Source organism: Pectobacterium betavasculorum (assembly GCF_000749845.1).
Taxonomy (GTDB): domain Bacteria; phylum Pseudomonadota; class Gammaproteobacteria; order Enterobacterales; family Enterobacteriaceae; genus Pectobacterium; species Pectobacterium betavasculorum.
Map to the genome: position 1 here is coordinate 20,831 of NZ_JQHM01000003.1, position 13,356 is coordinate 34,186.

A 13,356-nucleotide genomic window follows, 5' to 3' on the forward strand; every position below is an offset into this window, starting at 1 on the left:
TTTTAAGGGATACAATCGATTCAGTCACTTTGAACTCATGCTTAGAGAGAAAGTCGCATTATGAAAAATATCAATCCAAGCCAAACTGCCGCCTGGCAGGCATTACAAACCCATTTTGACGCGCTGAAAGACGTGCAAATCAGCGAGCTGTTTGCACAGGATAGCGATCGTTTTGCGCATTTTTCCGCAACGTTCGACGATCAGATGCTGGTGGATTACTCCAAAAACCGCATCACGGCCGAAACCATGGAAAAACTGCACGCGCTAGCGCGGGAAACCGACTTGTCTGCGGCAATTCAATCCATGTTTGCCGGTGAGAAAATCAACCGCACGGAAGACCGCGCTGTTCTGCACGTTGCTCTGCGTAACCGCAGCAATACGCCGATTCTGGTGGATGGAAAAGATGTTATGCCGGAAGTCAACGCGGTGCTGGCGAAGATGAAAGATTTCAGCGAACGCGTGATCGGCGGTGAGTGGAAAGGCTATACCGGAAAAACGATTACCGACGTGGTTAACATCGGTATCGGTGGTTCCGACCTAGGGCCGTTCATGGTAACGGAAGCGCTGAAGCCTTATAAAAACCACCTCAACATGCACTTTGTCTCCAACGTTGACGGCACGCATATTGCTGAAACGTTGAAGCCACTAAACCCAGAAACCACGCTGTTCCTTGTTGCTTCTAAAACCTTCACCACGCAGGAAACCATGACCAACGCGCACAGCGCACGCGACTGGTTCCTGAAAACGGCGCAGGACGAGAAACACGTTGCCAAGCACTTTGCCGCATTGTCCACTAATGCGAAAGCCGTCGGTGAATTTGGTATCGATACCAATAACATGTTCGAATTCTGGGATTGGGTCGGCGGACGTTACTCCCTGTGGTCGGCGATTGGGCTGTCGATCATTCTCTCTTTAGGGTTTGAGAATTTTGAAAAGCTGCTCAGCGGTGCGCATGCGATGGACAAGCATTTTGCCTCCACACCAGCGGAGAAAAACCTGCCCGTGTTGCTGGCGCTGATCGGCATTTGGTACAACAATTTCTTCGGTGCAGAAACCGAAGCGATTCTGCCGTATGACCAATACATGCACCGCTTTGCTGCCTATTTCCAACAGGGAAATATGGAATCCAATGGGAAATCAGCCGATCGCAGTGGTAATCCGGTGGATTACCAGACTGGGCCGATTATCTGGGGTGAACCGGGCACAAACGGCCAGCATGCGTTCTACCAGTTGATTCATCAGGGCACCAAGCTGGTTCCGTGCGATTTCATTGCACCAGCTGTTAGCCATAACCCATTGAGCGATCACCACAGCAAGCTGCTGTCGAACTTCTTTGCACAAACGGAAGCGCTGGCGTTCGGTAAGAGCCGTGACGTAGTGGAAGCGGAATTTGCGGCGGCAGGAAAAAGTGCCAAAGATGTAGAACACGTGGCGCCATTTAAAGTATTTGAAGGCAACCGCCCGACTAACTCGATCCTGCTGCGTGAGATTACGCCATACAGTCTGGGGGCACTCATTGCGTTGTACGAACACAAAATCTTTACGCAGGGTGCGATCCTGAACATCTTCACGTTCGATCAGTGGGGTGTGGAGTTAGGTAAACAGCTAGCGAACCGTATTCTGCCAGAGCTGGAAAATGACAGCACGATCGACAGCCATGACAGTTCCACCAACGGGCTGATCAACCGCTTCAAAGCGTGGCGTCGTTGATTGTGTTGTTAGAAATAAGGCACTAAAAATGAAAAAGTGAGGAGACGTTCCTCACTTTTTTACGACCGACGGTTACAGATTGATGGGGACTTCGATACCGATACCCGCTCCGACATCATCACTGGCGCTGTGATTGCTATCGGTGTACCAAATGTTGGTATCCAGTTTGACTTTGGAGTCGAAGTCATAGCCCCACCCTAACTCAACCCCTTTGAGCGTGTCTGAGCGTGGAAATGCCTTATTGATGCTCTGGCTGTTGGGATTCACTTTGGCGTACATGACGCGCGTACTCCAACGCTGCCCGTCGTCGAGTGCTAATTCGACTCGACCAGACAGAACCTGTGCATCGCCACCTGCGGCATATCCCAGAGGGTATCCCTGCTGATAATACCCATTCCGATAGATATGATGATTATAGGTAAAATTATTTGCGTTACCGTTGGAACGTGTATCCGTTCCCTCTATATTCCAATTAATGGTAGAGGTTCCCCATTCAGGATGGCCTTCGATACCTAACAGATAAAAGTTTTTAGACGGCAGCATCCCAGCTTCATCTTCTCCCACTAACTGGCCATACAGGCTAATTGGTGTACCGACAAGTGGTGCCATTTTCAGTTTGAAATCAAAGCCTGCTAGCTGATTTCCTGGCTCGTTGTCCGTGCCTGTGTTATCACGTCCCGCTACGCCATCCCAGAATGATCCCCAGGAGCGGGGACGTCCTTCTCCCCCCCATTGCATGATGCGGGAGGCGCCGAGCTCAAGAAATGTTGTCGGTTGGATCGACAGTCGACCGCCGATAATTTTTGCGTCAGGCACGGCTGAATACTGATCTAATTGTCCGGCGGATAGCTGATATTGCCAGCGACCAATCCAGGACAGCCAGGGCGTTTCAAACGGTGATTGATCGGCTCGTTGTAATATAAATCCAGTAACCGGACGAGCGGCGTCGGATCGTATCAAACTGCCTTCATAGCCTGGCCCCCACCATTGTGAGACTTTCCCGAATGACAGCCATTGATTGAAAATTTTCACCGCGCCATAAGAACCGTCAATATTCCCGCGGGACTGATCTGCAATGTTCTGATTACCTTCAATTGTTCCTTTAAGGTTGATATCCCAGAATTCATCGCTGGCACCAACGCCGATAGACAACGCATGATCGCTGTCGTGGCGGCTGTCGAAGCCTTGGGGCAGGCCGGGTCTGTCTGTGGATGTATAGCCCATGAGGCGAACATTGGATTTAAGCTGGCCGATCCGTTGCTCAACGCGAGTAATCACTGCTTTTTCTGTCGTCGTTACCGGTTTGGCATGAGAAAGGGCTGATTCGATTTCTTCCTGACTCAGAGGCCAAGTGGTTAGGCTCGTCTGGATGACACCACGATCGGATAGCCAGGCAAGATCGTTACGAAGTGTCTTGTCTGGTGCGATAAGACCCGCAGCATGGCTGGCCGAAACACATAAAAATGAACCGATAAGGGTGACTAAGCATTTTTTAGTCGTCATACAGTGGTTTCCTTCATGTATTGTCTTAATATTTCTATTTATTCATGCTCGTTACGTTAATGCGCTCTATGCTGAGATCCTTTGCCACCACGCGGTAACGTATATGTCAGACAGAATACAGAGTATGGGACCATTGAAATAACCATAAATGGCTTTGGAGACACTATTCAGATAATGCTGAATGCATTCTTACTAATTTATCAGAACAAGTAGATTTTCTAATCAATAGATCACTTGCGTCAATGCTCATTTTAGCCGTTCACCAAAAGTAAACGAGCGGGATCGCAAGAGATTACGAGGGAAACGTCGTATGATACCTAGTGATCAAATAGTGGGTTTTTCAATCGCAAGGAGGAAGACATGCAGATTCGTATTTTGTTGGGGCTATCAGCGGCAGTCTTACTGGCTGGGTGTAGCAACAGCAGTCAACTCAGTGCTGCCGGGCAGGCCGTAACGTTCACGGATACCAAGCCAGGAAATGAATGTCAGCTGTTGGGACAAGTTAGCGGTAGCCAGTCTAACTGGCTGGCGGGCAACCATAGCGATGGTAGTTCTATGCGCGGTGCGGCAAACGATCTGCGTAATAAAGCGGCGGCGTTGGGGGGCAATACCATCTATGGGGTAACCAGCCCGAGTGAAACGTTCTGGTCAAGCTTTGCGCCGCTAGACAGCAAAATGAACGGCAGCGTTTACAAATGTCCTTAAGCTAGAGAGAAACCCGGTGAGAGTGGGGAAACCTGCTCTCACCTTATCATTTACCCTCCGATCACTCAGCGTCGTCCTGATGCTGCTTCATCCCTAAATCCAGCGGTGTTTTACTCGCTTCTCCACCGATTTCCCGTGCCAGACGCGGCACCAGATAGCCGGATACCTTTTTCATTAGCGCTTTGACTAAGACGCGCGCTTCATTGTCATCCACCAGAAAATGGGCAGCACCCTGTACTTTATCCAGTACGTGCAGGTAATAAGGCAAAATTCCAGCGTCAAATAATGCATTGCTGAGTCGAGCCAGCGTCTCTGCGCTGTCATTCACCCCACGTAGCAGCACGCTCTGGTTGAGCAACGTCACGCCTGCGTGGCGCAAACGTGCCATACTTTGTGTTAAATCAGGATCAATTTCCTGCGGGTGGTTAATATGCGTCACCAGCAATACCTGAAGCGAACTGCGGGACAGACGATCGCACAGCGCATCAGTAATGCGTGCCGGGATCACCACGGGTAAACGGCTATGGATGCGCAGACGTTTCAGATGTGAGATGTTTTCCAACTCGCTGATCAGCCAGTCTAGTTCATGGTCTTTGGCCATCAGCGGGTCACCACCGGAAAAAATGATCTCATCCAGTTCAGGGTGCTGGCGGATATAATCCAGCGCCTGACGCCAGTTTGCCTTGTTACCCTGATTGTCCTGATAGGGGAAATGGCGGCGGAAGCAGTAGCGGCAATTTACCGCACAGCCGCCTTTAACCAGCAGCAGGGCGCGATTGTGATATTTGTGTAGTAGCCCGGGTACGACGCTATGTTGCTCATCAAGTGGGTCATGAGTGAAGCCAGGAGTGGCAATAAACTCTTCGCGTGCGGTCAATACCTGTAGCAGTAACGGATCGTCAGGATTGCCTTTTTGCATCCGTGCGGCGAATGCGCGCGGTACACGCAAAGCAAAAAGCCTACGAGCATCATTGCCTTGCCGAAGCTTTGCGTGATCGTTCAGTGCCAAAAGTTGCAGTAATTCATCGGGATCGGTAATTACGTCTGCAAGTTGCTGCAACCAATCTTCTCTGGAAGGTATATTTAGGGTTACAATGTGTGCCATTTTTTGGCTTCGTACCAGTATTAAAATTGTAGAGGGCCTTTATGGCGACTTATTCTAGCAACGATTTCCGTTCCGGTCTTAAAATCATGTTCGAAGGCGAGCCGTATGCCATCGAATCCAGTGAATTTGTTAAGCCGGGCAAAGGCCAGGCTTTTGCTCGTGTAAAAATGCGTCGCCTGTTGACGGGCTCTCGCGTTGAAAAAACCTTCAAGTCTACCGACTCAGCAGAAGGTGCAGACGTAGTCGATACCAACATGAACTACCTGTATAACGACGGTGAGTTCTATCACTTCATGCACCCTGAGACGTTTGAACAACATCAGGTTGAAGAGAAGACCGTGGGTGATTCTGCAAAATGGTTACAGGACAATGCGGAATGTATCGTTACGCTGTGGGATGGTCGCCCGATCACCGTTCTGCCACCGAATTTCATCGAAGCTGAAATTACCGATACCGATCCAGGCCTGAAAGGCGATACCGCAGGAACAGGTGGTAAGCCAGCAACGCTGAGCACTGGTGCCGTGGTTAAAGTGCCATTGTTCGTACAGATCGGCGAAGTTGTCAGAGTTGACACGCGTTCTGGTGAGTACGTTTCACGCGTTAAGTAATTTATCTGAAAAAGCCGCCTTCTGTGAAGGTAATGCCAGTCAGTTAAGCAACTGACTGGTTGTTCTTACAAGCTTTTCCGTATTTTTGCGGCCTTTCTTTTACCACTCGGGGGAAGGCCCTTTCCCGCCGCATCGGTAATTTTACCAGTTGACCCAGACTCTCCAGATCGCGCATCAGCTCCGGGATCCGGCCAGGTGAAGCGCCCTGTAAACTCATCAACATTCTCATGACCAACCCGCATGACTCTGAGAAGCTCAGTTGATTTGCCCAATATCCTTTCAACTGACTTGCCATCTTTATCATCTGATACCTCACCAGATTGTAGGCCAGCAGCACGCCCCAGAGTTCCTGCTCCACAAGCGCCGGTTTTTTGCTCCTCAGTGTCAATCTACTCAGTAACATCGTCTGCTTTATTTCACGGTATCCCAACTCTATTTCCCACCGATGACCGTAAAGCTCGACCATTTCTCTACCCGGATAGCGCATGGCGTCTGTCATTGACGTCAGCATATAATACGTCTTTTCTTTCCGGGTAAACGTCAGCAGCTGCGCCGTTATTTCCCTTTCCAGACCCGACCACTTCTTTCGTGCCTGAGGACTGGTTTTCAGCTTTACCAGATAATCCCCTTTACCCCGCTTTCTTACCTCCTCATACTGCGCCCCCTTTTTCAGCGGTATCATCCAGTGTCGATGCGTCCCTGCCTGATTCCAGGCATTCAGCAGGCCCAGTGAGTAATACCCTTTATCAAGTAATGTCAATGTGTTATCACCGGTCTGGCTTATCAGTTGTTCAGCCAGCGTACACTCGCTTTCTTTCATTGTGCCGAAGGCGGCTGCCGTTAACAGATGGCTGGTCAGCTCCATCTGACAGACCATCTTTACCTGAGGGTAGAGTCCGGGTTGCCCGGCATAGGTCTGACGCGGGAAAGCCGCATCATTCTCCGGCGTATTGGGTGTTCGCCAGACAACCCCATCGACAGCCAGCAGGGTCAGACCGCACCAGTGGGGGTGAGTGGTGGCACCGTGCCACAACTGCGCGGTTTGTGTGAACACACGGCGAACAGCCTCGCTCCCCAGTCTCTGCCGGGCCTGGATAACTGCGCTGGGTGCCACGAAGGGGCAGTCACCCGGCAGCATAATATCAAGGCGGTTAACTATCTGATGAAGCGGCTCTTTGCGCTCCAGCGCCATACCCACAATGCACCAGACCATCATTTCCAGCGGGAGACGGCGTTTACGCAGAGTGACAGTCCCGGACTCTTGAAGACAACGGGAGATGAGCTCCGGGTCAAGAAAGTCACCCAAAGACGTCAGGGGATTACGGGTGGAGTCGTAGCAGGAGACAAGATCAAGAGCCTGAGCAATACGCATAAAAAAATCCGGAAACGAAAGACATTTCCGGATTTTTACACAATGACTGGATCGTTCAACCGAACTGATCGGCAATTACCTTCTATGAGGGCGGCTTTTTTAATTCATGTTTTCTCTCTAACGTTCCCCCCTTTACTTTGCTCTTCATCCGAAAAAACCTCCATAAGAATCAAAATTGGCTACGCTTAAACAGCAGTCCTTTCGTACCGTTGAAATCCTATTCTCATAAAGAAGGAATCGAGTATGTTGAAGAAAGCGTTTGTTGCCATTTTCTCTCTGGTTATTCTCTCCGCAGTGGTTGGGTGTAATACCACACGGGGTGTTGGGGAAGATGTTGAAGCGGGTGGGAAGGCTATTCAGCGCAGTACCCAATAACCCGACGTGAGAAATAAGTCGTAATAACTTTTCCGAGTGGAAGAAAATGCCGCGATGGTGTTTTCTTCCCCGCGGCGAGATAATGAGAACGTGGGTGGATCGCTCGGAGAAGTAATAATGTCGCCTCTTTTCATTACTGTCGGCATGCTGACGTTGAGCAATATATTTATGACGTTCGCCTGGTACGGGCATTTACGCTATTTCAGCGGCCGAACCTGGATAATTGCAGCGTTGATCAGTTGGGGGATCGCATTATTCGAATACCTCTTGCAGGTGCCAGCAAATAGGATTGGTTATCAGGTTGCCTCTGCTGGTCAATTGAAAATATTGCAGGAAGCGATCAGCCTTTCCGTATTTATTCCTTTCTCTATATACATTTTAAAAGAACCATTCCGCACCGATTATATTTGGGCAGGGCTGTGCCTGCTGGGTGCAGTTTTCTTTATGTTTCGCGATAAGATTATGGGATAACGTACTGTTTCATTTTCGTATTACGATCAGGTTACTGATTGACCCAGATGAGCGCCTCTGTCGGGAAACCGTAACGTTTGGCCGTGGCGACCAGTTTGTCGCGCGTGGCGGCATCCAATGTTGGTGTGCGTGAGAGAATCCACAGGTAGTCACGGTCTGGCCCGCAAATCAGGGCATAGCGGTAGTCGTCATCCAGTTCAATAATGTTGTAGCCGCCATAGAATGGCCCGAAGAACGACACTTTTAGCGCGCCCCGATGAGGCGAACCTGTGAAATACGCTTTCCCGATACTTTCTTTCCATTCCTGTTTTTCGACGTTAAAGCCCCGATTGATAACCTTGATTCCGCCGTCATCCCGCGGGCTGTAGGTTGCGGTTACGCGTTCCAAATTTCGCTCAAAGCGGTGGTCGAGACGAGCGATTTCATACCATGTGCCGAGGTAACGATTAACGTCAAAATTTTCCACGACGGTGACGTTATCGGGAGGCGTTACGCTACAGGCGACGGAAAAGAGTGCCACCAGCGCGGCAATGCATGCTCTCCCGCATCGTCTGATTTTGAAGATAAGGGATTTGAGGAACGTGGTGTTAAAGCGAATCGCGTGAAAGGGCATCATATTGACGTCTCATCGTTTTTATCTCTGCTCCAGTGTAGACGATGGACGTAAGCAGGTGGAGAAATAATACGGCCTGTATTACACAGGCCGTTAAGTACGGTGTTACATTTTCAGCGTTGTATCTACAGCGTGACGACACCGATGACGGTGACGACGGTTAGTATTGCTGCCAGACCGTAGAACACCCATTTTCCGGCAGGAACGTGGATTTTCAGGTCATGCATCGCGTGGTGGAGTCGGTGTAGGCCACACCAGAGCGGCAGCACAATCATCAGCAGCAAAAATACGCGGCCGATAAAACTCTGGCTGAACGCGGCGATGCGTTCATAGGTTAACGCGTCTGGGAACAATCCCAGAGGCAGCATCACACCGACCAGAAGGATGATGACCGGAGCGAAGAACGCGCTCCACATCCCACCAGCACCGAACAGACCCCAGAAAGGCGGTTCGTCGGAACGTTTTGGCGTTGGGTTAATCACATTATTTCTCCTGTTCAGAATAGTAAGGCGATCGCCAGAACGGCTACGGTTACCACCACGGTGACAGCCCACAGCCCTTTAATGATCGGCTCCGGCCCCATTTTTTCGTCTTTAATGACGATGATGCTGGCCTTCGGTGCCAGCTCAAACCAGGTTTTGGTGTGCAGCGCAGCAGCCAGCAGAGCAACGATATTGATCAGCAGTACCAGCGGGTTTTGCAGGAAGCTGACGAAGTTTTCCCAGCCTTCCGGCCCGTTTTTCAGTGCGAAGACGCCGCACATTAGAACGATGCTAAACCAGACGGCAGGGACGGCAGTCCCTTCACGCAGCATGTAAAAGCGGTAGAATCCCAGCTTTTTCCACCAGGTCGGTGACATGCCGCGAACATACGCTTTACGTTTAGTTGTCATCATTGTCCCTCCCTTATTGTGGTTTCAGCATGGCGATCATGAAGTCTTTCGCGCTTTCGACTTTGCCTTGCTGGATGGCAGCGGCAGGGTCGACGTGCTTCGGACACACTTCTGAGCAGTAGCCCACAAACGTACAGGACCAGACGCCGTTATTACCGTTCAACTGTGCCATACGCTCTTTCTTGCCGTGATCGCGGTTGTCCAGGTTATAACGGTGCGCCAGCGTAATCGCTGCCGGGCCGATGAACTCAGGATTCAGACCGAACTGCGGGCACGCCGCATAGCATAGACCGCAGTTAATACAGCCAGAGAATTGGTGATACTTCGCCATTTGCGCTGGTGTCTGCTTATTCGGGCCGTCAGCAGGTTTGCGATCGTTGCCGATGATATACGGTTTGATTGCTTCCAGACTCTCGATGAAGTGGGTCATATCGACCACCAGATCGCGTTCAATAGGGAAATTGCCCAGCGCTTCGACCTTCAGACCTTTTGTGTAGTCACGCAAAAAGGTTTTACAAGCCAATTTTGGGACATTATTCACCATCATGCCGCAGGAACCGCAAATCGCCATACGGCAGGACCAGCGATAGGAGAGGTCCGGTGCCAGGTTATCTTTGATATAACCCAGCGCGTCCAGCAAGGAAGTCTGCGTGTTGTATGGGACATCGAATGTCTCAAAATGCGGCTCGCTGTCCTGTTCAGGGTTGTAGCGCATGACTTCCATTTTCAGGGTTTTGATCATCTCAGCCATTCGCCTGCTCCTTCTTACTTGCTTCCTGAGCATCGCCTTCTGCACCGTATACGCGTTTGGCCGGTGGAAGCTTGGTAATCTTCACATCGCTATACTCCAGATGAGGTGCCCCTTCCGGGTTATAGAACGCCAGCGTATGCTTGAGGAAGTTAGCGTCATCACGCTCGGTGCAGCCGTCATCCAGACGCTGATGCGCGCCGCGAGATTCTTTACGGTTGATCGCCGAGTGCGCCATACATTCCGCAACATCCAGGCTGTGGCCTAGTTCAACGGTGTACAGCAGATCGGTGTTGAACACGCTGGAGCGGTCGGTGATTTTCACGCGTTTGAAGCGTTCCTTCAGCTCCGCCATCTTATCGACCGTTTTCTGCATCAGGTCGGTGGTACGGTAAATACCACAGCCTTCTTCCATCGACATGCCCATTTCGTCGCGGATTTTCGCCCAGCTTTCGGTGCCTTCCTGATTCATCAGGTCATGCAGGCGCTGTTCGATATCGCGCGTTTGTGCATCCAGCGCTGTACCGTTGGCTGGTGCCGCCGCCTGTGCGCGTTGTACCGCATGCTCACCCGCGACACGACCGAAGACCACCAGTTCAGCCAGCGAGTTGGAGCCAAGACGGTTCGCACCGTGCAGACCAACAGAAGAACATTCGCCGACCGCAAACAGGCCTTTGATGCGGGTTTCGCAGTTTTGATCGGTTTCAATGCCACCCATCGTATAGTGCGCGGTAGGACGGATAGGAATCGGCTCTTTCACTGGATCGACGCCGACATAGGCTTTTGCCAGTTCGCAGATGAACGGCAGACGTTCCAGCAGCTTCTTCTCGCCGAGGTGGCGCAGATCGAGATAAACCACATCGCCCAATGGGGTTGAAACTGTGCGGCCTGCGCGCCATTCGTGCCAGAATGCTTGCGAGACTTTATCGCGTGGCCCCAGCTCCATGTATTTGTTTTTCGGTTGGCCCAGTGGTGTTTCCGGGCCCATGCCGTAGTCTTGCAGATAACGGTAGCCGTCTTTGTTGACCATGATGCCGCCTTCTCCGCGACAGCCTTCGGTCATCAGGATTCCGGAGCCGGGCAAGCCGGTCGGGTGATACTGTACGAATTCCATATCGCGTAGCGGTATGCCGTGGCGGAACGCCATGCCCATACCATCGCCCGTTACGATTCCGCCATTGGTGTTATAACGGTATACACGTCCTGCGCCGCCTGTCGCCAGTACTACAGCGTTAGCACGGATCTGAATCAGCGAACCTTCCATCATGTTGATGGCAACGAGGCCGCGAGCCTGACCGTCATCGACCAGAACGTCAAGGACAAAGTGCTCATCAAAACGTTGGATTTGTGGATATTTAAGGGATGTTTGGAACAGCGTATGCAGCATGTGGAAGCCGGTTTTATCGGCAGCAAACCAGGTGCGCTCGATCTTCATCCCACCAAAGCGGCGAACGTTGACTGAACCATCCGGTTTACGGCTCCAGGGGCAGCCCCACTGTTCCAGTTGAATCATCTCTTCCGGGCAGTGTTTGACGAAGTGCTCAACAACGTCTTGTTCACACAGCCAGTCGCCACCAGATACGGTGTCGTTGAAGTGATAATCGAAGCTATCGTGTTCCTGAGTCACCGCTGCCGATCCACCTTCTGCCGCCACGGTATGGCTACGCATTGGATAGACTTTTGAGATCAGCGCTATTTTCAGTTGGGGGTTAGCTTCCGCAGCAGCTATTGCTGCTCGTAGGCCAGCACCCCCGGCCCCGATAATGGCCAAATCAGCATTAAAGGTTTGCAATGCATTCCTCCAGTTACTTAAGTTAATTAAGTTAAAATAAAAAAATAATATCTATTCATTCTGTCTTTAATATCCGAGCTTAATATCAAACCCGCTAGAAATTGTGTGATAGACGTATAAAGAATAGATAAACCTATAATTTTTGTGTGGGAATGATTATACCGAATTATAGGTAGGTGAAATTTGATGTGATCCTGCATTTTGTGGTTTTTTCAGCAAGTACCGTATTTATTGATAAAAACGTGATCGAAAGGCTTATTTACAGGGAAACAATGCTTTTATTTCTTTAATAACCCTTTTGAGAGGGATATAAGAAAATGATTCACTGGATATAATTTATGGATGCTCTCTTTTCGCCGTCCTTGAAAGGATAGGACACGCCTTGTGGAAAAGCACATCTGGCTTTTTTCCGCTGGAAATTTGGGCTGATGCGGGTAGACTGCACCCCCTGTTTGACTTTGGAGTAAGAGCCATGAGCGAGACGGCAAGTTGGCAACCTAGTGCTTCTGTCGCTAATTTGTTGAAACGAGCGTCGATAGTTGCCACTATTCGACGTTTCTTCACCGATCGTGGAGTGCTGGAAGTCGAAACGCCAGCGATGAGCCAGGCGACGGTAACGGATGTTTTCTTATGCCCGTTCCAAACCCGCTTTGTTGGCCCCGGTGCTGCGGATGGTATGACGCTGTATTTGATGACCAGCCCGGAATACCATATGAAGCGTCTGCTGGCTGCTGGCAGCGGACCAATCTTTCAACTGTGTCGCAGCTTCCGCAATGAAGAATCTGGCCGACACCATAATCCAGAATTCACCATGCTGGAATGGTATCGCCCTCACTATGATATGTACCGTCTGATGAATGAGGTCGACGACCTTTTGCAGCAGGTACTGGATTGTGAAAGTGCGGAAATGCTCTCCTATCAGCAGGCATTTTTACGCCATCTGGAAATCGATCCTCTGTCTGTCGATAAAGCACAACTGCGCGAAGCGGCAGAAAAACTCGGACTTGGCGATATCGCCTGTCGTGAAGACGATCGCGATTTACTGGTACAAATGCTGTTCACCTTCGGCGTTGAGCCGAACATCGGACGTGACAAGCCTGCATTTGTCTACCATTTCCCGGCCACGCAAGCCTCGCTGGCAGAGATTAGTTCGGAAGACCATCGCGTTGCCGAGCGTTTTGAAGTCTATTTTAAAGGGATGGAGCTGGCGAATGGCTTCCGCGAATTAACCGATGCTAATGAGCAGCGCCAGCGCTTCGAGCAGGATAACCGCAAGCGTGCAGCGCGTGGTCTGCCACAGCAGCCGATTGATGAAAACCTGCTGGCGGCGTTGAAACATGGTCTGCCAGAGTGTGCCGGTGTGGCGCTGGGCGTGGATCGTTTGATCATGCTGACGCTGAATGCTGAGAAGCTGAGTGACGTGATTGCGTTCTCCGTAGAGCGTGCGTAGCCTTCCTTATAG

14 protein-coding genes are annotated in these 13,356 nt (G+C 50.8%); 6 read left to right on the top strand and 8 right to left on the bottom strand.

Annotated features, from left to right (window positions below):
- Window positions 1-60: 60 nt before the first annotated feature.
- Window positions 61-1,710 (top strand): glucose-6-phosphate isomerase, encoded by a 1,650-nt coding sequence (gene pgi, locus KP22_RS10170; RefSeq protein WP_039324099.1) that lies wholly within the window; start codon window positions 61-63, stop codon window positions 1,708-1,710.
- Between the two features lie 72 nt (window positions 1,711-1,782).
- Here the strand turns inward: pgi and KP22_RS10175 are convergent, their stop codons facing one another.
- Entirely contained in the window at window positions 1,783-3,213 is a 1,431-nt protein-coding gene (locus KP22_RS10175; RefSeq protein ID WP_039308811.1) for a capsule assembly Wzi family protein, read from the bottom strand.
- A gap of 360 nt (window positions 3,214-3,573) precedes the next feature.
- On the opposite strand from KP22_RS10175, the gene KP22_RS10180 reads away from it, so the two are divergent.
- Window positions 3,574-3,918 (top strand): DUF4156 domain-containing protein, encoded by a 345-nt coding sequence (locus KP22_RS10180; RefSeq protein ID WP_039324101.1) that lies wholly within the window; start codon window positions 3,574-3,576, stop codon window positions 3,916-3,918.
- Between the two features lie 61 nt (window positions 3,919-3,979).
- Here the strand turns inward: KP22_RS10180 and epmB are convergent, their stop codons facing one another.
- Entirely contained in the window at window positions 3,980-5,023 is a 1,044-nt protein-coding gene (epmB, locus tag KP22_RS10185) for an EF-P beta-lysylation protein EpmB (RefSeq protein ID WP_039308817.1), read from the bottom strand.
- Between the two features lie 41 nt (window positions 5,024-5,064).
- Here epmB and efp point away from each other — a divergent pair, with 41 nt between their 5' ends.
- Window positions 5,065-5,631, top strand: a complete 567-nt coding sequence (gene efp / locus KP22_RS10190) for an elongation factor P (protein WP_039308819.1) — start codon at window positions 5,065-5,067, stop codon at window positions 5,629-5,631.
- Between the two features lie 43 nt (window positions 5,632-5,674).
- Here efp and KP22_RS10195 read toward each other — a convergent pair whose 3' ends face one another.
- On the bottom strand, window positions 5,675-7,003 hold the full coding sequence (locus tag KP22_RS10195; protein WP_039324104.1) for an IS4 family transposase: 1,329 nt from the start codon (window positions 7,001-7,003) through the stop codon (window positions 5,675-5,677).
- Window positions 7,004-7,246: 243 nt separating this feature from the next.
- On the opposite strand from KP22_RS10195, the gene KP22_RS10200 reads away from it, so the two are divergent.
- Together KP22_RS10200 and KP22_RS10205 are read left to right on the top strand one after the other, a co-directional pair.
- Window positions 7,247-7,378: an entericidin A/B family lipoprotein gene (locus tag KP22_RS10200; protein ID WP_011095469.1), complete on the top strand. Its 132-nt coding sequence runs from the start codon at window positions 7,247-7,249 to the stop codon at window positions 7,376-7,378.
- A 117-nt stretch (window positions 7,379-7,495) separates the two neighbouring features.
- Window positions 7,496-7,849 (top strand): DMT family protein, encoded by a 354-nt coding sequence (locus tag KP22_RS10205; RefSeq protein ID WP_039308962.1) that lies wholly within the window; start codon window positions 7,496-7,498, stop codon window positions 7,847-7,849.
- Window positions 7,850-7,880: 31 nt separating this feature from the next.
- On the opposite strand, the gene KP22_RS10210 is transcribed toward KP22_RS10205, so the two are convergent.
- The 5 genes from KP22_RS10210 to frdA form a co-directional block, all read right to left on the bottom strand.
- The gene (locus KP22_RS10210) at window positions 7,881-8,465 is read right to left on the bottom strand and encodes a lipocalin family protein (protein WP_039324107.1); all 585 of its coding nucleotides are present in this window, start codon (window positions 8,463-8,465) and stop codon (window positions 7,881-7,883) included.
- A 122-nt stretch (window positions 8,466-8,587) separates the two neighbouring features.
- The gene (frdD, locus tag KP22_RS10215; protein WP_039308968.1) at window positions 8,588-8,944 is read right to left on the bottom strand and encodes a fumarate reductase subunit FrdD; all 357 of its coding nucleotides are present in this window, start codon (window positions 8,942-8,944) and stop codon (window positions 8,588-8,590) included.
- Window positions 8,945-8,958: 14 nt separating this feature from the next.
- A complete protein-coding gene (frdC, locus tag KP22_RS10220) occupies window positions 8,959-9,354 on the bottom strand; it encodes a fumarate reductase subunit FrdC (protein ID WP_039308987.1) in 396 nt (131 codons plus the stop codon).
- Window positions 9,355-9,367: 13 nt separating this feature from the next.
- Entirely contained in the window at window positions 9,368-10,105 is a 738-nt protein-coding gene (locus KP22_RS10225; RefSeq protein WP_039308970.1) for a succinate dehydrogenase/fumarate reductase iron-sulfur subunit, read from the bottom strand.
- Window positions 10,098-11,894: a fumarate reductase (quinol) flavoprotein subunit gene (frdA, locus tag KP22_RS10230; protein ID WP_039308972.1), complete on the bottom strand. Its 1,797-nt coding sequence runs from the start codon at window positions 11,892-11,894 to the stop codon at window positions 10,098-10,100. Before frdA ends, KP22_RS10225 begins: the two co-directional genes overlap by 8 nt.
- A 472-nt stretch (window positions 11,895-12,366) precedes the next feature.
- Here frdA and epmA point away from each other — a divergent pair, with 472 nt between their 5' ends.
- Window positions 12,367-13,344 carry an elongation factor P--(R)-beta-lysine ligase gene (gene epmA / locus KP22_RS10235; RefSeq protein WP_039308973.1) on the top strand — a complete coding sequence of 326 codons (978 nt, stop codon included), beginning with the start codon at window positions 12,367-12,369 and terminating at the stop codon, window positions 13,342-13,344.
- The last annotated feature ends 12 nt before the right edge of the window (window positions 13,345-13,356 follow it).

What these genes read in the sequence shown, in the direction of transcription:
- KP22_RS10175 (WP_039308811.1), bottom strand. Translation starts at nt 3,213, where the DNA reads ATGACGACTAAAAAATGCTTAGTCACCCTTATCGGTTCATTTTTATGT.
- pgi (WP_039324099.1), top strand. Translation starts at nt 61, where the DNA reads ATGAAAAATATCAATCCAAGCCAAACTGCCGCCTGGCAGGCATTACAA.
- KP22_RS10210 (WP_039324107.1), bottom strand. Translation starts at nt 8,465, where the DNA reads ATGATGCCCTTTCACGCGATTCGCTTTAACACCACGTTCCTCAAATCC.
- KP22_RS10195 (WP_039324104.1), bottom strand. Translation starts at nt 7,003, where the DNA reads ATGCGTATTGCTCAGGCTCTTGATCTTGTCTCCTGCTACGACTCCACC.
- KP22_RS10180 (WP_039324101.1), top strand. Translation starts at nt 3,574, where the DNA reads ATGCAGATTCGTATTTTGTTGGGGCTATCAGCGGCAGTCTTACTGGCT.
- efp (WP_039308819.1), top strand. Translation starts at nt 5,065, where the DNA reads ATGGCGACTTATTCTAGCAACGATTTCCGTTCCGGTCTTAAAATCATG.
- KP22_RS10205 (WP_039308962.1), top strand. Translation starts at nt 7,496, where the DNA reads ATGTCGCCTCTTTTCATTACTGTCGGCATGCTGACGTTGAGCAATATA.
- frdC (WP_039308987.1), bottom strand. Translation starts at nt 9,354, where the DNA reads ATGACAACTAAACGTAAAGCGTATGTTCGCGGCATGTCACCGACCTGG.
- epmB (WP_039308817.1), bottom strand. Translation starts at nt 5,023, where the DNA reads ATGGCACACATTGTAACCCTAAATATACCTTCCAGAGAAGATTGGTTG.
- KP22_RS10200 (WP_011095469.1), top strand. Translation starts at nt 7,247, where the DNA reads ATGTTGAAGAAAGCGTTTGTTGCCATTTTCTCTCTGGTTATTCTCTCC.
- epmA (WP_039308973.1), top strand. Translation starts at nt 12,367, where the DNA reads ATGAGCGAGACGGCAAGTTGGCAACCTAGTGCTTCTGTCGCTAATTTG.
- KP22_RS10225 (WP_039308970.1), bottom strand. Translation starts at nt 10,105, where the DNA reads ATGGCTGAGATGATCAAAACCCTGAAAATGGAAGTCATGCGCTACAAC.